Here is a 20,006-nt window from a genome sequence, read left to right on the forward strand (position 1 = left end):
GGGGAAGTTCCGCCAATGCAACCATGGGTTGCGTTTCCGGAGACTTCCATGTTCCGTCGCCTCGCGCTGGCCGCGATTCTCGTCGCCGCCGGGTCGTTTTTCCGCCCGCCGGCCGCAGGGGCTTCGCAGTCCCCCGGCCTGCACCGGCCACAGCCGGCCCCGGAAGAGCTGATCGAGGTCCGCTCCTACTCGGGACGTTCGCGCTCCGCCTCGGTCCGTACCCGCAGCCATTATTTCCGGCCGGCCAGCCGGAATGTCAGCCGCGGCCTGCGCGCCCGGCTGCACTGAGGCCCGTCTCCGGGGAGAGGCAGGAGCCTCGCCCCGGACGCCGTTTCAGCTCCGGTAGGAGCCGTTGATGTCGATATAGCCGTGGGTGAGATCGCAGGTCCAAACCGTGGCCTTGCCCTCGCCCAGGCCGAGATCCACCTCGATCTCGATCTCGCGCCCCTTCATGTGGGCGACCACCGGGGCCTCGTCATAGCCCGGCACCACGCCGCCCTCGCGCGCCATCCAGGTGCCGCCGACCGCCACGGAAAGCCGGTCGCGGTCCGCCGGTTCGCCCGCCTTGCCGACGGCCATGACGATACGGCCCCAGTTCGCGTCCTCGCCGGCGATGGCGGTCTTCACCAGCGGCGAGTTGGCGATGGCCAGCGCCACCACCTTGGCCGAGGCGTCGGAGACCGCGCCGCGCACCGCCACCTGGATCAGCTTCTGCGCACCCTCGCCATCCCGCACCACCTGGAGGGCCAGTTCGTGCAGCAGCCCGGCCAGCGCCTGGCGGAAGCCGTCCAGGATCTCGCCGCCCTCCGCCGGAACCTCGGGATGCTCCGCCTGTCCGGTGGCGAAGAGAAGCACCGTGTCGGAGGTGGATGTGTCGCTGTCCACCGTGGTGCAGTTGAAGGAGGTCTCGACCCCCGCCTTCAGCGCCGATTGCAGCGCGGCGGCGGAATCCTCGCATCCGTCGCCACGAAGCAGAGCATCGTCGCCATGTCGGGCGCGATCATGCCCGAGCCCTTGGCGATGCCGGTGATGGTCACCGTCGCGCCGCCGATCCGCGCCTGCCGCGTCACAGCCTTGGGGAAGGTGTCGGTGGTCATGATGCCGCGTGCCGCCTCCGCCCAGGCTTCCGGCGAGAGGGCGTCATGCAGGGCCGGCAGGGCGGCGGTCAGCTTCTCGTGCGGCAGCACCTCGCCGATCACGCCGGTGGAGGCCAGGAAGACCTCGGAGGGCGCGCAGCCGACCAGCTTCGCCGCCGCCTCGGCGGAAAGCCGTGCCGCTTCCTCGCCCGCCCGGCCGGTGAAGACATTGGCGTTGCCGGCATTCACCACCACCGCCCGCGCCGTGCCGCCGGCCAGGGCCTTGCGGCACCAGTCCACCGGGGCGCCGGGGCACTTCGACTTCGTGAAGACGCCCGCCACGGTGGTGCCGGGGGCGAAGACCATCATCATCAGGTCGTCTCGCCCCTTGTAGCGGATGCCCGCCGCCACCGTGCCGAGGCGGACGCCCGCGAGGGGCGGCAGGGCGGGCATGGGCACCGCGAGGGGGGAAACCGGAAGGTCCTTGGCCATAAGGTGTTCTCAGCTCAACGCGTCAGGTCAATGGTTCGGTTCAGCGGCCTGTCCGGCGCCATGTTCGGCGCCGTGTTCAGCGCTTCTGGGCGGGCGCGGGCGGCGTGGCGCCGTCCAGCGGCGAGGGCTGGCGCTGCGGCGTGCCGTCGAGGTTGAAGCGCTCCACCTGGGCCCCGGCCTTGTACTTCTCCAGGGCGGCGTTCACCGCCTCCTCGAAGGCCGCCTGGCGCAGGGTGGCGCGCTGCTCCTCGAAGGTCTTGGGCGGCGCGGCGCGGCGTTCCTCGACCTTGATGATGTGCCAGCCGAAGGCGGACTTCACCGGCTCCGGGCTGATCTGGCCGGGCTTCAGCGCGAAGGCGGCCTCGGCGAATTCCGGCACCATGTCGGACTTCTTGAAGAAGCCCAGGTCGCCGCCATTGCCCTTGCCGCTGGGGTCGGTCGAGTATTTCTGCGCGATCGCGCTGAAATCCGCCCCCGGCTTCTTCACCTCGGCCAGGACCTTCTCCGCCTCCTCCTTGCTGGCGACGAGGATGTGGCGCGCATGCACCTCCTCCTCGGCGGGCTGGCTCTTCTGCTCGGCCTCGAAGCGCTTGCGCAGCGCCTCGTCGGTCAGGGACGGGGCCACGTCGCGGCGGATCAGCGCCTGCTGCAGTTCCTGGTCCGTGGCGACGGCGATGCGGTGCTGCACCTCGGGGTCCTTCTCCAGGCCCTGGGCGCGGGCGGCGGCGGCCACCGCCTTCTGCGCGATGAGCTGGTCCACGATCAGCGGGAAGAGCACCTGCGGCGGGGCGTTGCGCGCCTCGGCCGGCAGGTCCTGCGCCGCGTCGCGGACATCGCTCAGGCGGATCTCCTCGCCATTCACCTTGGCCACCACCGGGTCGGTGGACTGCTGCGCCGCCGGGGCCGTGCCCGGTGCCGGGTTGGGTGCCGCCGTCTGCGCCAGGGCGGCGCCCGCCAGCGGGAGGGCCAGGGGTCCGGACAGCAGTCCGAGCGACAGGATCAGAACAGGGAAGCGCATCAGACAAGTCCGGTCGAAAAGGGCGCGGCACCATGACGCGCATGCCGCGGGACGGCAAGGCACGCCTCCGTACCGAAACCTTTCGCCGCAGCCCGGCCGGGCAACAGGCCGAAACACGGGGCCAGCGCCGCGCCGGTGCGGCGGGCGGGGCGAGAATCCGCCGACGGCGCCCGCTTCCTCCCCTATCCTCCGTTTTGGAGCCGCCCCGGACAGGGGCGCCCGAGGGAGGAGAAGACCCATGCCCGACCGGATGCCGGCCCCCGTTCCGGAGCCGCCCATCATCCATCGCCGCCGGATCGCCCCGGCCGGCGCCCATCCTCACGGAACGGCTCCGTGGGCGGAAGCGTGCTCGCCGTGGCGTTCCTGGCCTTGTCCGGCTGCTTTCCGGCGGCGGCCCAGGCGCCCTCCCCCGGTCCCGGAACCGGCCAGGATGGTGGCGAGACCGCCCGCTGTGCCGCCCTGGCGGGGATGCGCATCGAGGATACCAACCTGCTTTCCGCCACCGCCGTCCCGGCTGCGGGGGACCTGCCGGCGCATTGCCGGGTGCTGGGCTATGTCCGCCCGGCGATCAATTTCGAGCTGCGCCTGCCGCTCTCCGGCTGGAACGGCAAGTTCTACATGACCGGCTGCGGCGGCTATTGCGGCAAGGTCCTGGCCGATGCGCCCGGCTTCACCAATGCCCTGAATTACGGGCTGCGGCGCGGCTATGCCGCCGCGACCACGGATTCCGGCCATTGGGGCACCGGCTCCACCGATGGGCGCTGGGCCTGGAACAACCGGCTGGCGGAGATCGACTGGGGCACGCGGGCGGTGCCGGAGGTGACGCGCGTTTCCAAACTGCTGGTCAACGCGCTTTATGAGCGCCCCGCCGCGAAGTCCTATTTCGCCGGCTGCTCCACCGGCGGGCGGCAGGCGCTGATGGAGGCGCAGCGCTTCCCGGATGATTTCGACGGCATCATCGCCGGCTCCCCGGCGCTGGACTATACCGGCCTCGTCGCCACCGCCATGGCCTGGACCAGCCGCGCCAATGCCGGGCCGGATGGCAAGAGGATCTTCGACCCCGCCCATACGCCCCTGGTGCAGAAGGCCGTGGCCGAGGCCTGCGACGGTGCCGACGGGCTGAAGGACGGGCTCATCTCCGACCCGCGCCATTGCGGGTTCGACCCGGCGAAGCTGCAATGCGCCGCCGGGCAGAACGGGCCGGACTGCCTGAGCGAGGCCGAGGCCGGGGTGCTGAAGGCCTGGTACGCCCCGCCGCGCAACAGCCGGGGGGAGGCCCTCTATCCCGGCGGCATCCCGCTGGGCTCGGAGCCCTTCTGGCCCGTCTGGCTGGCCGGCACCGCCACGACGCCGCCGCTCAATCCGCTCTTCAACCGGGACTTCCTCCGCTACATGGCCTTCGCCGAGGACCCGGGCGAGGGCTATGACCCCCTCACCTTCGATTTCGACCGCGATCCGCCGCGCCTGGCGGCCATGGGCGCGCTGTACAACGCCACCTCGCCCGACCTCGCCCGCTTCCGCGCCCGGGGCGGGAAGCTGATCGTCTATCACGGCTGGGCGGATGCGATCGTGACGCCGGAGCGGACGGTCCAGTGGTTCGAGGCGGCCGCCGCCGCCGCCGGTGGCCGCGACGCCATGGGGGCTACGGCCCGGCTCTTCATGCTGCCGGGCTTCGACCATTGCGGCCTGTCGAATGCCGGGCCGGGCATCGACCAGAACGGTTTCGACCCGCTGAGCGCGCTGGAAGCCTGGGTCGAGCGCGGCGAGGCGCCGGCGCAACTGGCCACCGCCAAGACCGCTCCGGATGGGCAGCGCCTCTGGAGCCGCCCCGCCTGCCCCTGGCCACAGGTGCCGCGCCATGACGGCAAGGGGCCGGTCACGGAGGCGGCGAGCTTCACCTGCGCCGATCCGTGAGGGCGGGCCCGGCCGTTTCCCACCCAGGGGAAGGAGGGTGGGAAGGAGGGTGGGAAGCGGCCGGGACCGGGCGGGGGCCGGGATGCGCCGGTCCATGGGCGCGCCCTCCGGATGGGTAGAAGGTTCCGGCCTGGTTTCCCGGGCCGGGCGGCACGAGGCCGGGGGTGCCCGCCTCTCCATCGCCATGGCCAGGAGAGGCCGCCCTCCGTGCCGCTTCAGGGTTTTAGCGTTTTAGGATTTTAGTCCTTTATCTGCCTGAGGGGGTGCTGTCCGGGCTGTCGCCACGAAGGCAGATGGCGACGCGGCAGGGCGGTTCGTTGATTTTATTCCCATATCCCGGGGTGGCTCTGGGAGGCAAGGACTGTTTGGGGGTTGTGCGACGGCGGGGCGCGTGCCCCCGGGGGACAAGCTCCGCGGGGGAAAGGCCCCGCCTCTCTCCCGGGGATGGCCAGGGGAAGCCAGGATGGCCACCCCCGCATGACGCATGTCGCCTTTCGTATCAGGCCGCCCGCGCTGTCCGCTCCGGCTGCACCACGCGCAGCACCAGATTGGCCACCACGGCCACCAGCACATTCAGCACCAGGGCCAGGAGGCCGACATAGGCCGTATAGGTCTCGCCGCCGAAGACCAGGCTGTGCAGCGGCTTCAGCCCGTCGCTCCAGGCCATCCAGGAGCCGCCGAGGAAGCCGGCCGCCCAGCCCAGCAGCAGCGGGCCGCCGCGGAACCAGTGGGTGAAGAGGCCGAAGACCACCGCCGGGAAGGTCTGCAGAATCCAGAGCCCGCCCAGGAGATGGAGGTCCAGCGCGAACTGGGTCGGCAGGAAGAGGATGCAGGCCAGCGCCCCCACCTTCACCACCAGCGAGGTGACCTTGGCGACCTGCGCCTCCCCGGCATGGGAGACCTGCGGGTTCACATAGGCCTTCCAGAAATTGCGGGTGAAGAGGTTGGCGGCACCGATGCTCATCACCGCCGCCGGCACCAGCGCGCCGATGGCGATGGCGGCGAAGGCGAAGCCGGCGAACCAGCTGTCGAACAGCGCCTTGAAGAGCAGCGGCACGACGGCCGTCGGGGTGGCGGTCACGATCCCCGCCGCATGGGCCATGTAGCCCATCAGCGCGATCAGGCCGAGCAGGATGGTATAGGCCGGCAGCAGCACCGCGTTCTTGCGGATCGTGTTGCCCGAGTTGCTGGCGAAGATGCCGGTCAGCGTGTGCGGGTACATGAAGGCCGCCATCGCGGAGCCCAGCGCCAGGCTGGCATAGGGCAGGTACTGGCTGGGCGCCAGGATCAGGCCGGTGGTGCCGCCCTTGGCCGCGAAGACCCGCTCCGCCGAGGCGAAGACATTGGCATAGCCGCCGAGCTTCATCGGGATGATGGCCACCGCCACGATCACCACGATGTAGATCATGATGTCCTTGACGAAGGCGATCAGCGCCGGCGCCCGCAGCCCCGAGGAGTAGGTGTAGAGGGCCAGGATGAGGAAGGCGACGGCCAGCGGCACCTCCCCGGTCAGGCCCAGCGCCGCCAGCACCACCTCCATACCCACGAGCTGGAGGGCGATATAGGGCATGGTGGCGAGCACGCCGGTGATGGCCACCGCCAGTTCCAGGGGCCGGGAATTGTAGCGGGCATGCACCACGTCGGCCGCCGTCACATGCCCGCCCGCGGCCGCCACGGCCCAGAGCTTCGGCATGATGGCGAAGACGATCGGGTAGACGATGATCGTATAGGGCAGGGCGAAGAAGCCGTAGGCGCCGACCGCATAGACCACCGCCGGGACGGCGATCACCGTATAGGCGGTGTAGAAGTCGCCGCCGACCAGGAACCAGGTGATCCAGGTGCCGAAGGTGCGGCCGCCCAGCCCCCATTCGTCCAGATGCGCCAGGGTCTCGGGCCGGCGCCAGCGGGCCGCGAAGAAGCCCATGGCCGTGACCAGGACGAAGAAGCTGATGAAGACCCAGAGGGCCGTCCAGTCGATGCCGCCGCTCACCGGTTCTCCTCCCGCTTCCGGAAGGCGCGGTAGCAGAGCCAGGTGAGGAAGGAGGAGATCGGCACCCAGAGGAGCTGGTACCAGTAGAAGAAGGGGAAGCCGAAGAGCTCCGGCTGCATATGATTGTAGAAGGGGACCCAGAGCAGCCCGACAAAGGGCAGCAGAAGCAGAACCCACATGGACGTTGCCTCCGAATCCGCGCCTGGAGGGCGCGGAAGCGACAGAAAGGCTGACCTGTCCTGCCGCCGTCCGGCAATTTTCTTCTCTGTAAGAAACGGGCCCCTCCCCCTCCGGCCCAATCACCCTTTCGCGCGCCCGGCCCGGCGGTGGTCCGGCGGCGGCCCCTCAACTTTCCCCCACCACTTTTCCCGGGGCATGGGGCCGGGCTGCGCCGCCATTTCGTTGACCCCGTACCCGCTGGCCCCTATCTGTCCGGCGGCATACCCGGCGGCCCTTTGCCGCCGGGGCGATGCCGCGCCCGCGGGACCGCTCCTGCCCCCGGGAGCCTGGAGAGACCCGGAAAGCACATGTTCGCACGCCTCGCCCGCGCCATCATCGGTACCTCGAACGACCGCGCCGTGAAGCGCTATCAGGCGCGCGTGCCCGCCATCAACGCGCTGGAACCGCAGGTGGCCGCCCTGAGCGACGAGGGGCTGCGCGCCAAGACCCAGGAATTCCGTGACCGGCTGGCCCAGGGCGAGAGCCTGGACGCCCTGCTGCCGGAAGCCTTCGCCGTCTGCCGGGAGGCCAGCAAGCGCGTGCTGGGCATGCGGCATTTCGACGTCCAGCTCATCGGCGGCATGGTGCTGCATGAGGGCCGCATCGCCGAGATGAAGACCGGCGAGGGCAAGACGCTGGTCGCCACGCTCGCCGTCTATCTGAACGCGCTGGCCGGCAAGGGCGTGCATGTGGTGACGGTGAACGACTACCTCGCCCAGCGCGATTCCGGGGAGATGAGCCGCCTCTACGGCTTCCTCGGCCTGTCCACGGGGGTGATCGTCTATGGGCTGAACGATGCCGAGCGCCGTGCCGCCTATGCCTGCGACATCACCTACGGCACCAACAACGAGTTCGGCTTCGACTATCTCCGCGACAACATGAAGTACCGGCTGGACGAGATGGTCCAGCGCGACTTCCACTTCGCCATCGTGGACGAGGTGGACAGCATCCTGATCGACGAGGCCCGCACGCCGCTGATCATCTCCGGCCCCTCGGACGAGAGCTCGGAGCTCTATGTCCAGGTGGATTCGGTGGTCCGCGAGGTGGTCAAGGACAAGTCCACCTATGAGAAGGACGAGAAGCAGCGCACCGTCGTGATGACGGAGGCCGGCACCGAGGCCATGGCCCATGCGCTGACCGAGGCCGGGCTGCTGACCGAGGGCGACCTCTACGACGCCAGCAACATCACCCTGGTCCACCACGTGAACCAGAGCCTGCGCGCCCATGCCCTTTTCGCCCGGGACGTGGACTACATGGTCCGGGGCGGCAAGGTGATCATCATCGACGAGTTCACCGGCCGCGCCATGGAGGGCCGCCGCTACTCCGACGGACTGCACCAGGCGCTGGAGGCCAAGGAGCGGGTCGAGGTCCAGCCCGAGAACCAGACCCTCGCCTCGATCACCTTCCAGAACTATTTCCGCCTTTTCCCCAAGCTGGCGGGCATGACCGGCACCGCCTCCACCGAGGCGGACGAGTTCGCCGAGATCTACAAGCTGGAGGTGGTGGAGATCCCGACCAACCTCCCGGTGGCCCGCGACGACCAGGATGACGAGGTCTATCGCACCGCCGCCGAGAAGTACGAGGCCGTGGCCAACCTGATCGCCGAATGCCGCGAGCGCGGGCAGCCGGCCCTGGTCGGCACCACCTCCATCGAGAAGTCCGAGTTGCTGAGCAGCCTGCTCAACAGGAAGGGCATCCCGCACCAGGTGCTGAACGCCCGCTACCACGAGCAGGAGGCGGCGATCATCGCCCAGGCCGGCCGGCCGGGCACGGTGACCATCGCGACCAACATGGCCGGCCGCGGCACCGACATCAAACTCGGCGGCAATGCCGAGGCCCTGGCCCGCGCCTCCTTCCCCGGTGAGCCGGAGGGGCCGGAATTCGAGGCCCGCATGGCCGAGATCCGGCGCGAGGTCGAGGCCGCCGCCGCGCGGGTGAAGGAGGCCGGCGGGCTTTTCGTGATCGGCACCGAGCGGCATGAGAGCCGCCGCATCGACAACCAGCTCCGCGGCCGCTCCGGCCGTCAGGGCGATCCCGGCGCGTCCCGCTTCTTCCTGAGCCTGGAAGACGACCTGATGCGCATCTTCGGCTCCGACCGCATGGGCGGGATGCTGTCCAAGCTCGGGCTGAAGGAGGGGGAGGCGATCATCCACCCCTGGATCAACAAGGCCCTGGAGAAGGCGCAGAAGAAGGTCGAGACGCGCAACTTCGACATGCGCAAGAACGTGCTGAATACGACGACGTGATGAACGACCAGCGCAAGGAGGTCTATGCCCAGCGCCGGGCCTTCATGCAGGCCGCCGATGTCGCCGAGACCGTGGCCGAGATGCGGCGCGAGGTGGTGGACGACATGGTCGCCCGCGCCGTGCCGGAGAATTCCTATCCCGAACAATGGGACCTGGAAGGGCTGCAGGAGCGTGTCCTGACCCTCCTCGGCCTCGATCTGCCGGTGGCCGAATGGGGCCGCGAGGAGGGGATCGACGAGGCGCATCTGCGCGAGCGCATCCAGGAGGCCGCCGACCAGGCCTTCGCCGCCCGGGCCGCCAATATCGGCCCTGACCGGATGCGGGAGATCGAGAAGTCCCTGCTGCTGATGGTCTTCGACAAGGTGTGGAAGGACCATCTCCTCGCCCTCGACCATCTGCGCCAGGGCATCGGCCTGCGCGCCTATGCGCAGCGCGACCCGCTGAACGAGTACAAGTCCGAGGCCTTCAACCTCTTCAACGGAATGCTTTTCGACCTGCGGGAGGATGTGACCCGCTGGCTGATGCATGTGAACCTGATGCCGGAGCAGCCGCTGCCCTCCCCTGAGCCGATCCAGGTGACGGATGCGCGCCAGCCGGCCCCGCCCTCCCTGCTGGAGGGTGGCCCGGCGGAACCGGCGGCTTTCGCCGGTTATGGCCATGCCGCCACCGATGCGGCGGTGCAACTTTCCCCGGGCGTGCGCGCTGACGACCCGTCCACCTGGGACCGGACGCCGCGCAACGCGCCCTGTCCCTGTGGTTCGGGCAAGAAGTACAAGCACTGCCACGGGAAAAGCATCTGAATGGCACGACCGCCGCGAAGCTTAGGCTGCATCCTCGACTACCAGGCCTCCGGGCCGAGCACCTTCGTCTTCGCGGTCCGTCCCTCGGACGACCCGGCCGCCCGCCAGGCGATCCTGCGGGAAAGCCTGAGCCTTTCCACGGGCGAGGCCGGCGAGGAGTGGCGCAGCGTGGACGGCATCCGCTGGCTGCGCGTCCTGGCCCCGGCCGGCCCCCTGCAACTGCGCTATGAGGCCGAGGTGCAGGGCGAGCCGGTGGTGCATGACCCCGCGGGGATCACGGAACTCCCCGTCCAGCAGGTGCCGCAGACGGCGCTGCATTTCCTCCTCCCCAGCCGGTATTGCGAGAGCGACCGCCTCACCGGCTTCGCCCAGGCGCAGTTCGGCGGGCTGGCCCAGGGGCATTCCCGCGTGGCCGCGATCTGCGACTTCATCTACCAGCGCACCGCCTATCAGCGCGGCAGCACCGATGTGCGGACCACCGCGCTGGACGTGCTGACGGATGCCGCGGGCGTATGCCGCGATTTCGCGCATCTGGGCATCGCCCTGACCCGTGCGCTGGGCATTCCCGCGCGTTTCCTGGCCGCTTATGCGCCGCATCTCCAGCCGCCGGATTTCCACGCGATCTTCGAGGCGCTGCTGATGGGGCCGGAGGGGCCGTGCTGGTACGTCTTCGACGCCACCCGCCAGACCGCGCTGGACGGGGTGGCCCGCATCGCCGTGGGGCAGGACGCCTCGCAGGTGGCCTTCTGCTCCATCTGGGGCAATGCCAAGGCCACTGGCATGCAGATCCGCTGTGACCCGGAACCGGGCGCCGCGCGGGAGTGGACCACGGCGGCGGTGTCGGTGTCGGGGGCCTGAGTGTGGAGGTTCAACCCCTAATAGGTTGGAGAGCGTTCCGTGCTGGCAACTTCAAGCCCCGGGCTTCATTCAAACCGGCTTCTCAATGAGCCATTTCGGATCTTCCACTCGAACCGGTAAACCAACTTCTGTGGCGAAATCCCGTGCCGCTCTTGCAACCTCCGGCCAAGGGTGGTCATCGCCGATCAGGATGCCACCCGGCTCCAGCAGATCCCAGTACTGGCGAGCGTCCCGCAATACGGCCCCATATTCATGTGCCGCATCGATATGAATCACGCCTGCGCGCACCCCCAAGCGCTTAAGAATGACTGCCGCATTCTCAGAAGTTTGTGCCAGCGGCACAACAAAGGTCGACACTTCCTCATGCACAATATTGGACAGGAACTGCCAGTATAGCGATGGCCATCCGTGCCGTAATTTGAGGTCCTCAAAGATCCGGTCGGGACGTTCATGGTTCCAGTGCTCTGGACTGCCGAGAAAAGTGTCGATGGCGATCACTGCTCCGTTTATACTCTGCGCTTTAAGGTGCTTCGCCATGTAAATTGTCGAGCCCCCCTTCCAGACACCGACATCGATAACGACGCGCGGGCGGCGGGCAAGGAGTTCGCGCTCCAATGCCGGATGCTGACTGTTCCATCCTTGCAAATCTTCCGGAAGGCTTGGAGTGAAACCGGCATAAACATCCGTGGCGAATAATTTCCTTTGAAGCTCCTCGGCTATAGTTCTCGTGATATCTATCGGCTGCCGAAGTTGAGATCCTGCGGACATGTCCGATGGGGCCTGCTGTGTAATCCGGGCGAGTTGCCTCCGCCTGAATTCCTCACTGTTGGCTATGCGGCGCACGATCTCGGCCGGTTGCATCTCGCCGGCATTGAGAGCAGAGGTAAAGGTGTCAAACCCGATGCGATCTGGCGCCCGCTCCAGAAGCCCCCAGTAAAGGGACTGCACGAAAGTCTCCGACGGAAGCTTCTCATCCGCAACCGTCACCATCAGGCTCTGTTCTCGATCGATGAGTGACACCCGCGCCTCGGTTGCCATAATAGCCAAGTCATCCGATGTCGGGAAATCGAACCCTCTTAGTTGCTCGTTGAAGAGGATGGTCCCATCATAGCCCATACTTTTATACAATTCTGGATTGTAGTGCTCACCAACATCGCCGATGTAATGACCTTGGGCTGGGAAACACATGAGTCTAACCGTGCCGAGCGCGGCGCAAGCCACTTCTTTTGCCGCATCCTGGGATGTTCCAAAAATCGGCACGCCTAGTGAAGAAAAATAGGCACGTATGCGCTCATCAGGTCGCTCGGAATAAGGGCAGTTCCGCACAAAGCTCAGATATTCGTCCAAAATTTCGCGCTGGCGCTGCCACTGTCTGCGTGTCAGTGCAAAACCCCAGTTATGCCCCATGGGTACGAGATGGCGCCTTAGCCGCCGCTGCTCGTCATTTGGAGCCCTATGAACACCATATGCAGCTACATAGCCGATACGTTCCTCTTCTAGAGCGAAATCTGAAAGTTTTTGCAGTGTGTCGAGGTAGTAAGGGGACAGGACCATATCATCTTCAAAAAATACACCAAGCTCGGCATTCATTTCCTCAAATATGAATTTTTCTGCCCGCTCAAAATTAAGGGCTACTCCAAGATTGTATGGAGCAACATGGACCATTCCATTGGGGAAGTAGCGCCGAAACACAGAAACGCTTGCAGCAATATCTTCAGGTTTTGCCCGAGATTTCCTGCCAAATGGGCTTTGCGCTCCGTCTTGGAACAGGTGGACGGAACTGTCTTCGATAATCACGCTTTGCGATTTAAGACTTTTCAACACCTTGTCGAGTAGGTTGGGCCTATTGAAAGACATAATCGCGATAGGCGGCAAAAATGGGCGCATCACTAGATCTGGCATTGATTCGATCTTTTTGGAGGCATCGTTCTTTATCTTTCTTGAACGACAGGTTTTACGATGCTCAAAAAATGATAACCGCCACGCAGACGATCCATGACATCTTGTACTTTCGTTCACATGCTCTCGAAGAGAAGCTGTTCGACGATATTCTGCCGCCCGGCCGCGTCTGCTTCGGCAGCCCAACCAATTTGCCGCACTCCGAAAGCAGCTTGGCGTGGATCGTGCTCACCCAGAGATAACGCAGGCCGATCAAGCGTGAAGCGCAGGTCTACCAATCCGTCCGCAGATACAGGGATGCGAAGGCGCAGAACTTTGGTCACCCAAGGCTGAGCAGCCATGGAGCCGACACGCAGATCGGAGGGACCATAAGATGTCGCCATGGGCCGGACCCCGGCGGGAGCGACGGTTACGACTTGCCCGTTCGCAGTAGGGGCTCCAAAAAGCTGAAGATACACAATGACTCTGCCAGTGCGGAGCCCGGTATAGAATGCAGCCCGCGCCGATTTTCCTGTCATCCAGGCACCGATGGATTCGCAGTCGCTCCAGCCTTCCACCAGGGTCGATCGCAGTGGTGTGGCGATGTAGTTGGATGGCATGCCATGGCTTCGGCTGTAATCGGCTGGTCGGAAGGTTTGTCCGCCGGGCATAAGAGCCACGGCAGCACATGCACCCCTGGATGGCTTTTCCTTCTGCCGCTGCAGGGCAGCCAACAGATCACGTCCCACATCGTGCCAAGTCCGTGCCTGGAAACGTGTTCTGATATCCATGCGACGCTTCTCTAGGTAACCCGACTCAAACAGCATGCGACGCATCACGGTTATGCCGTCGCGAATGTTCAGCGGGTCCACATAATCTACGAGGTCCTGGCCAACCTCCGGGATGGATGTTGCATTGGAGGCAACACAGGGCACACCGTAGGTCAGGCTCTCGCCGACAGGGAGGCCCCAGCCTTCGCAGAATGATGGAAACGCCGTGAAGAGGCAGTTCTGATAGAGTGTCGCCAGATCCTCGTCCGACAGATCATGAAGAACATGCAGACGACCATCCAGATGGTTCGTATCACGGATCTGGTCCATGAGTTCATCGACACGCCATCCCTGACGCCCAATGAACACCAGATCCGGCATATCCTCGCCCTGCGACAGAAGTTCTCGCCAGATGCGGAAAAGATAGGCGTGGTTCTTACGCGCCTCAATGGTTGAGACGGAAAGGACGAAGCGTCGGTCGCGCAGATGTGCGATCTTGCCATCCCATTGCGCGTTGTAGCCAGCAGTCAGCCGCTTCACTGGCTTCAAGACATGGGCCAAAGGCACCGCCTCAACACCAATGTCCGTAATCCCATTCTCAGCCAGCAGGCGTCGGACATCGTTCGCCACATAGTCGCTAATGGCAAAAAGGAAGTCGAAGCAACGCAGCCCATCGCCGATTGCCAGCGTGAACCAGACGCTCAGCAGCGGCGCGCAGAACTCAGGGTGAGTGATGGGGATTAGGTCATAGATATAGAGACCCACTCGTAGGCCCAATTCACGCATCCGGGCACAAGTCTGGACGACTTCCCGCACATTCCAGAAGGCGCCCAGGATGAGCAGTGTTTGCGTTGATGCCGGCGGGATCAGAATGGCAGTCGTGCGCAGTTCGGCGACCAGTTCCTTCAGCCGCCGCTGCTCGACTCGCGTTCCCGCTGCGTGGGACACCAACTGAGACAGTGTATTGTTCTCTAGCATCATACAGCCCTCGGGGCTGCTGATCACGAAGCGATAGCCGCAAAGCTGATCCTTCGGCAGTGCCAGAACTTGCTCGATGATATTGGCTTGGACGCGCTGTATGCCCGACAGCGTCCGATGCTCGTTCAAGTACACCAGGAGGTCCGTCACCTCCATCAGCGTGGCCGTGGCGAGTTCCTGTTCCGTCCAGTGGCCCATCAGTTCGGAGGCGAGCTGGCTCTCGCCCAGCATCACCAGCTCCCGGTACGCATCGGCCGAAGCTTCCAGCCGCAGCGCGTTGGCGAGGCTCTCGGCGGCTTCGCCGCGCCGTCCGGCCAGGATCAGCGCGCGGCCGAACTGGAGCTGCGCGTCGCCGTCCTCAGGCCCGAGTTCCGCCGCCCGGCGATAGGCTTGCAGTGCATCGGAGACCTGCCCCTGTTCCTTGAGCGCGTGGCCCAGTTGTACCCAGATGGGAACGTCTTTCGGCTCCGCTTCCAGATGCAGGCGATACAGCTCCGCCGCGGCGGTCCAGTCCTTCCGATCCCGGGCCTCGTCGCCAGCCCGCCGGAATTGACGGTCCTCGCCCCGCAAGGGGGCTGCCAGGGAGGCTAGCTTGGTCAAGATCAGTTCCCCGCCACGCATGATCTGTCCGCTCACAAAACCGAGCAATCATCCGTTATCCGAACGAATCATACAACCCCGAAGGGAATTCTGTTCCGAGAAAAACCCTTTATCGGCGAGAGTTTACGGCAGGCTATTTGAGGTGCGTGGAAGACCCTAACGTCTCCACGCGCCTTACCGCTCAGGCGACGCCGTGGCGGCCCATTTCCAGGAACTTCTCACGCCGCCGGCTCTTCAGGGTTGCGCCGTCGAGGGGCAGCAGAGGCTGCAGGGCCTCCCAGACCTTCTCGCCGACATCGGCGACCGCCTTGGCCGGGTCGCGATGCGCGCCGCCCAGCGGCTCCGGCACCACCGCGTCCACCAGGTTCAGGCGCAGCAGGTCCTCCGCCGTCAGTCTGAAAGCCTCGGCCGCCTGCGCGGCCTGGGCGGCGTCGCGCCACAGGATGGAGGCGCCGCCTTCCGGCGAGATGACGCTGTAGATGCTGTGCTCCAGCATCAGGATGCGGTCCGCCGCCGCCAGGGCGATGGCGCCGCCGGAGCCGCCCTCGCCGATGATCGTGGCGACCACCGGCACGGGCGCTTCCAGGCAGGCCTCGATGGAGCGTGCGATGGCCTCGGCCTGGCCGCGCGCCTCGGCCTCGATGCCGGGGAAGGCGCCCGCCGTATCCACGAAGGTGATGATCGGGATGCCGAAGCGCCCGGCGAGTTCGATCAGGCGCCGCGCCTTGCGGTAGCCCTCAGGCTTGGCGCTGCCGAAATTGTGCTTGATGCGGGTTTCGGTGTCGGTGCCCTTCTCGGTGCCCAGGACCATCACCGAATGTCCGCGGAAGCGGCCGAGGCCACCCACCACCGCCTCGTCATCGGCGAAGGCCCGGTCCCCCGCCAGCGGCGTGAACTCCTCCACCAGTGCCTCGATATAGGCCAGGCATTTCGGGCGCTCCGGGTGGCGGGCCACCTGCGCCTTCTGCCAGGGGGTCAGCTTGCTGTAGGTCGTGGCGAGGAGCTTCTCCGCCTTGTCCTGCAGGCGGCCGACCTCCTCCGCCACATCGATGCCGCCGGCATCGGTGGTCCGGCGGAGTTCCTCGATCTGGCCTTCCAGCTCGGCGATCGGCTTCTCGAAATCCAGGAAATGACGCATCGGGGGTCCGTACACGGAGGCGTGCGGAGCGGCTAGAGCGGATCTGGCCGCAGGGGAAGCACCGGAAGCACGAATTTGCCCTGTCCGGAAGAGAGGTTGGCGCCCCCGCGCGTGCCCCCCGGGGGAAGCCAGGGGGAGGCGGCGGTTTTCAGCGCCCCGTTTCCTCCGGCTTCTCGACCTGGCCACGCCGTTGCAGGCGGAGCGCCACCAGCCAGCAGGAGAGCGCCCAGGCCGAGCCCAGGCACCAGCCGGCCAGCACGTCCGTCGGCCAGTGCACCCCCAGATAGATCCGGCTGGCGCCCACCAGCAGCGTCACCGCCACCGCGACGGCCATCACGTAGAGCTTCAGCCTTGGCCCCGCCTGGATGCGCGTCATCAGCGCCCCCAGGGTCAGGTAGGTGACGGCCGAGAGCATGGCGTGGCCGCTGGGAAAGCTGGCGGTGAAGACCTCCACCATATGGGGCACCACATCGGGCCGGGGCCGCTCGAAGGCGAGCTTGACCAGCAGGGACAGGACGGTGCCGCCCAGGATGGACACGGCGGTCAACAGTGCGGCGCCGCGCTTGCGCTCCAGCATCAGGCCGCCCAGCACCACCAGGGTCACGGACACCAGGATCACGTTGCTGCCCAGGGCCGTCACGTCCTGCGCGATCGCCGGTAGCCAGCGGGGGCCTATGGGCCGCTCCAGGTCGGCCGGATCCCGCAGCAGGAGGAGCAGGTGGCGGTCGAAGCCTTCCAGGCTGTCGCCATGCACCAGCGCCGCCAGAGCCACGAAGCCCAGCAGCCCCCCGGCCACCATCAGCAGGCCGAGCAGTCCGGGCAGTTCGGGCCGGGCATCGCGTCGCTCGGATCGGGTCATGCGTGTCGTTCCTCCCGGACGGGCCGCCTGGCTGGGCATGGGGGTGGTTCGGATGGGGGGGGGCGGAGGGCCCCGGCTCCGGGGCAGCAACGGCTCAGTTGGCGTCGCGTTCCCCGGCGCCGTCTTCCTCTGCGGCGCCAGCAGCCTCGGACAGCGGATGGTGCAGTTCCATGACCGCCCGCAGCCGCTCCTCCATCACCTTGGTGTAGATCTGCGTGGTCGCGATATCGGCATGGCCGAGCAGCACCTGAAGGGAGCGCAGATCCGCCCCCCGGTTCAGCAGATGCGTGGCGAAGGAGTGGCGCAGCACATGCGGCGTCGCCCGGGCCGGATCCAGCCCCGCCTCCAGCGCTGCCGCCCGGAGAAGCTGGTTCAGCCGCTGCCGCGTCAGGTGCCCCGCCGCGGCGCGGGAGGGAAAGAGCCAGCGCGGCGCCGGCCGGCCCTTCTCCGCCTTCGCCAAGTCCTTCTGCGCCAGATCCTTCTGTGCCAGCTTGGCCAGGGCCTGCCGCGCCCGGGCGCTGATCGGGATCAGGCGCTCCCGCCCGCCCTTGCCCCGGATGGCGATCAGCGGCGCGGTATCGCGCAGCGCCGCCGCCGGCAGGGCGACCAGTTCGCTGGCCCGCAGGCCGGACCCGTAGAGCATCTCGCAGGCCGCCACGGCCAGCAGGCCGCTCCGGCCCGGCAGGCGGGACGCAGCGGCGATCAGCGCCTCCACCTCCTCCTCCCGCAGTGCCTTGGGCAGGGATTGCGGCAGGCGCGGCGTGTCGAGCAGCGCGGTCGGGTCGTCGCGCCGCATCCCTTCCCGGGCCAGGAAGCGGAAGAACTGGCGCAGCGCCGAAAGCCGCCGGGCGACGGTGCGTGCGGAAAGCCCCGCGCCGGAGAGCCCGGCGAGATAGGCGCGCAGCGCCTCGGGCGAGGCACCTTCCAGCGCCCCGCCGCCCTTCCGCCGCAGGTGGCCCGCCACATCCGCCAGGTCCGCCTCATAGGCGGCCAGGGTGTTGCGGGCCGCGCCGCGCTCGGCCGCCAGCATCTCCAGAAAGGCCTCGACACGGGCATCCATGGCGTGCAGGAGAGCCGACCGGCCACGCCCTCAGCGCGTGCCGAAGCGCTCCGCAGGGATGGTCCGCTCCACCGGCTGTGGACTCACATCGGGCGGGAAGGCACCAATGACGAGCAGGCCCACGGCGAGCAGTGCGATGACGACAAGAATGATCAGGGTGAGTGGGCGACGAAACATGGAGTTGCGCGTGGTCCCTCGCGTGCGGGCGAAGCCGTGCTAGCCTTGGGCATCGTGTCGCGCAACCTGGACATCCTCGCCGATCCGCATTCTGAGCGAAATCGTGGCCCCGCCGCCCCGCCGGCGGAGGCTGGCCGGACCTTGGACGAGGCCCTGGCGGGGGCGGAAAACACGCCGCCCGCCGCTTCCCCGGGGCCGGATGCCGTGCCCCCGGACCGGCTGGGGGCCGCCGCGGCCCGCAGCATCGTCCTGGTCGGGCTGCCGGGCGCCGGGAAATCCTCGATCGGCCGGCGACTCGCGGCGCGGCTCGGCCGCCCCTTCCTCGACACCGATGCCGAGATCGAGGCCGCGGCCGGCCTGCCCGTGTCCGAGATCTTCACCCGCTATGGCGAGGCGCATTTCCGCGACGGCGAGCGGCGGGTGATCGCCCGCATCCTGGCCGGGCCGCCGGTGGTGCTGGCCACGGGGGGCGGCGCCTTCAACGACCCGCGCACGCGCGCCGCGGTGCGTGCCTCCGGCGCCATTGCCGTCTGGCTGCGCTGCTCCCTGTCCGCCCTGGTGCGGCGTGTGGCCGGGCGGGACCACCGGCCCATGTTCGTCGGGCGGGACGCGGCCGAGGTGCTGCGCGGGCTGATCCAGGTGCGCCACCCCTATTATGCGGAAGCCGATATCGTGGTGGATTGCACCGACGAGACCCCTGACATGACCACCGGCAAGGTGGAGGCGGCGCTCTGCGCCCATGAGGCCCCGGCCCGCCTGCCCGTCACCCTGGGCACGCGGAGCTATGAGGTCGCCATCGGCGAGCACCTGCTCGAACGCGCGGGCGGGCTGCTGGCCCCGGTGCTGCCGGCGCGCCGCGTGGCCGTGGTCTCCGACGCGGCGGTGGCGGCCCTGCACGGTGCCCGGCTGCGCGCCGGGCTGGAGGATGCGGGCTTCGAGATCCGCGCCGAGATCGCCGTACCGCCCGGCGAGGCCTCCAAGAGCATGGCCTCGCTCGAAACCGTGCTGGATGCTCTGCTCGGCGCCGGGCTCGACCGCAAGACCACCGTGATCGCCCTGGGTGGCGGCGTGGTGGGGGATCTGGCCGGCTTCGCGGCCGCCATCGCCATGCGCGGCCTGCCCTTCGTGCAGGTTCCGACCACCCTGCTGGCCCAGGTGGATTCCTCGGTCGGCGGCAAGACCGGGATCAATCTGCGTGCCGGCAAGAACCTCGCCGGCGCCTTCCATCAGCCGCGCATGGTCCTGGCGGATATCGGCACCCTCGCCTCCCTCCCGCCGCGCGAGCTGCGTGCCGGCTGGGCGGAGGTCGCCAAGCATGGGCTGCTGCAGGGCCCGCTCTGGGACTGGTGCGAGGCCCAGGGGCCGGCGGCCATGGACGGGGACCGCATGGCGCTGCGCCATGCGGTGCTGGAATCCTGCCGCCTGAAATCCGCCGTGGTGGCGGCCGACGAGCGCGAGGAATCCCCCGAGGGGGGCCGGGCGCTGTTGAATCTCGGCCATACCTTCGGCCATGCGGTGGAAGCCGAGTGCGGCTATGACGGCAGCCTGCTGCATGGCGAGGGCGTGGCCATCGGCCTGGCGCTGGCGGCGAAGCTTTCCGCCCAGCTCGGCCATTGCGACCCGGCCCTGCCCGGGCGGGTGGTGGCGCATCTGCGCGCCGTCGGCCTGCCCGCCTCGATCGGCGCGTTGCCACGCCGCTTCACGGTGGAGGCCCTGCTGGGCCGGATGCGCAAGGACAAGAAGGTCCGCGACGGCGCGATGCGCTTCGTGCTGATCCGCGAGCCCGGCGACGTCTTCACCACGGGCGACGTGCCGGAGGAGGAGGTGGCGGCCCTGCTGCGCGAGGACGGCGCCACCGGCTGAGCACCGCCCCCTGTTGCCGGAGGTATGCCACCCTCACGCTTCCGGCGATTCCGCCACCGGTGATCGCGGT

General features: G+C 67.6%; 13 protein-coding genes and 2 pseudogenes. 5 read left to right on the top strand and 10 right to left on the bottom strand.

All coding sequences use genetic code 11. From position 1 onward, the window contains the following. The first annotated feature begins 48 nt into the window (after positions 1–48). Positions 49–288, top strand: coding sequence for a hypothetical protein (locus MVG78_RS16870; RefSeq protein WP_247553595.1), 240 nt, complete (start codon positions 49–51; stop codon positions 286–288). Positions 289–333: 45 nt separating this feature from the next. On the opposite strand, the pseudogene argJ reads toward MVG78_RS16870, so the two are convergent. Together argJ and MVG78_RS16880 are read right to left on the bottom strand one after the other, a co-directional pair. Continuing rightward, positions 334–1,568, bottom strand: a pseudogene (argJ, locus tag MVG78_RS16875) (bifunctional glutamate N-acetyltransferase/amino-acid acetyltransferase ArgJ). A 76-nt stretch (positions 1,569–1,644) separates the two neighbouring features. Next, positions 1,645–2,586 carry a peptidylprolyl isomerase gene (locus MVG78_RS16880; RefSeq protein ID WP_247553597.1) on the bottom strand — a complete coding sequence of 314 codons (942 nt, stop codon included), beginning with the start codon at positions 2,584–2,586 and terminating at the stop codon, positions 1,645–1,647. 333 nt (positions 2,587–2,919) lie between these two features. Between MVG78_RS16880 and MVG78_RS16885 the strand changes: the two genes are divergently transcribed. After that, positions 2,920–4,500: a tannase/feruloyl esterase family alpha/beta hydrolase gene (locus MVG78_RS16885; protein WP_247553599.1), complete on the top strand. Its 1,581-nt coding sequence runs from the start codon at positions 2,920–2,922 to the stop codon at positions 4,498–4,500. 499 nt (positions 4,501–4,999) lie between these two features. Here the strand turns inward: MVG78_RS16885 and mctP are convergent, their stop codons facing one another. Then, complete coding sequence (gene mctP, locus MVG78_RS16890) at positions 5,000–6,490, bottom strand: monocarboxylate uptake permease MctP (RefSeq protein ID WP_247553601.1); 1,491 nt, start codon at positions 6,488–6,490, stop codon at positions 5,000–5,002. Next, positions 6,487–6,669, bottom strand: coding sequence for a DUF3311 domain-containing protein (locus MVG78_RS16895; protein ID WP_247553603.1), 183 nt, complete (start codon positions 6,667–6,669; stop codon positions 6,487–6,489). The genes mctP and MVG78_RS16895 overlap by 4 nt, the downstream gene beginning before the upstream one ends. A 348-nt stretch (positions 6,670–7,017) precedes the next feature. On the opposite strand from MVG78_RS16895, the pseudogene secA reads away from it, so the two are divergent. Both secA and MVG78_RS16905 read left to right on the top strand, forming a co-directional pair. Beyond that, positions 7,018–9,755 (top strand): annotated as a pseudogene (gene secA / locus MVG78_RS16900) (preprotein translocase subunit SecA). Continuing rightward, complete coding sequence (locus MVG78_RS16905; protein ID WP_247553605.1) at positions 9,756–10,613, top strand: transglutaminase-like domain-containing protein; 858 nt, start codon at positions 9,756–9,758, stop codon at positions 10,611–10,613. 69 nt (positions 10,614–10,682) lie between these two features. Here the strand turns inward: MVG78_RS16905 and MVG78_RS16910 are convergent, their stop codons facing one another. The 6 genes from MVG78_RS16910 to MVG78_RS16935 all read right to left on the bottom strand — a co-directional run bounded on the left by MVG78_RS16910 (position 10,683) and on the right by MVG78_RS16935 (position 18,073). After that, on the bottom strand, positions 10,683–12,632 hold the full coding sequence (locus MVG78_RS16910) for a class I SAM-dependent methyltransferase (RefSeq protein WP_247553607.1): 1,950 nt from the start codon (positions 12,630–12,632) through the stop codon (positions 10,683–10,685). Next, positions 12,629–14,875, bottom strand: coding sequence for a glycosyltransferase family 4 protein (locus MVG78_RS16915; RefSeq protein WP_247553609.1), 2,247 nt, complete (start codon positions 14,873–14,875; stop codon positions 12,629–12,631). Before MVG78_RS16915 ends, MVG78_RS16910 begins: the two co-directional genes overlap by 4 nt. Before the next feature lie 145 nt (positions 14,876–15,020). Continuing rightward, entirely contained in the window at positions 15,021–15,977 is a 957-nt protein-coding gene (locus MVG78_RS16920; protein WP_247553611.1) for an acetyl-CoA carboxylase carboxyltransferase subunit alpha, read from the bottom strand. Between the two features lie 148 nt (positions 15,978–16,125). After that, positions 16,126–16,836, bottom strand: a complete 711-nt coding sequence (locus MVG78_RS16925; RefSeq protein ID WP_247553613.1) for a phosphatase PAP2 family protein — start codon at positions 16,834–16,836, stop codon at positions 16,126–16,128. A 94-nt stretch (positions 16,837–16,930) separates the two neighbouring features. Then, positions 16,931–17,896 carry a tyrosine recombinase gene (locus MVG78_RS16930; protein WP_247553624.1) on the bottom strand — a complete coding sequence of 322 codons (966 nt, stop codon included), beginning with the start codon at positions 17,894–17,896 and terminating at the stop codon, positions 16,931–16,933. A gap of 30 nt (positions 17,897–17,926) precedes the next feature. Further along, a complete protein-coding gene (locus MVG78_RS16935; RefSeq protein ID WP_247553626.1) occupies positions 17,927–18,073 on the bottom strand; it encodes a hypothetical protein in 147 nt (48 codons plus the stop codon). 141 nt (positions 18,074–18,214) lie between these two features. On the opposite strand from MVG78_RS16935, the gene aroB reads away from it, so the two are divergent. After that, positions 18,215–19,936 carry a 3-dehydroquinate synthase gene (gene aroB, locus MVG78_RS16940; protein ID WP_247553628.1) on the top strand — a complete coding sequence of 574 codons (1,722 nt, stop codon included), beginning with the start codon at positions 18,215–18,217 and terminating at the stop codon, positions 19,934–19,936. The last annotated feature ends 70 nt before the right edge of the window (positions 19,937–20,006 follow it).

Source organism: Roseomonas gilardii subsp. gilardii (assembly GCF_023078375.1).
Classification (GTDB): Bacteria; Pseudomonadota; Alphaproteobacteria; order Acetobacterales; family Acetobacteraceae; genus Roseomonas; species Roseomonas gilardii.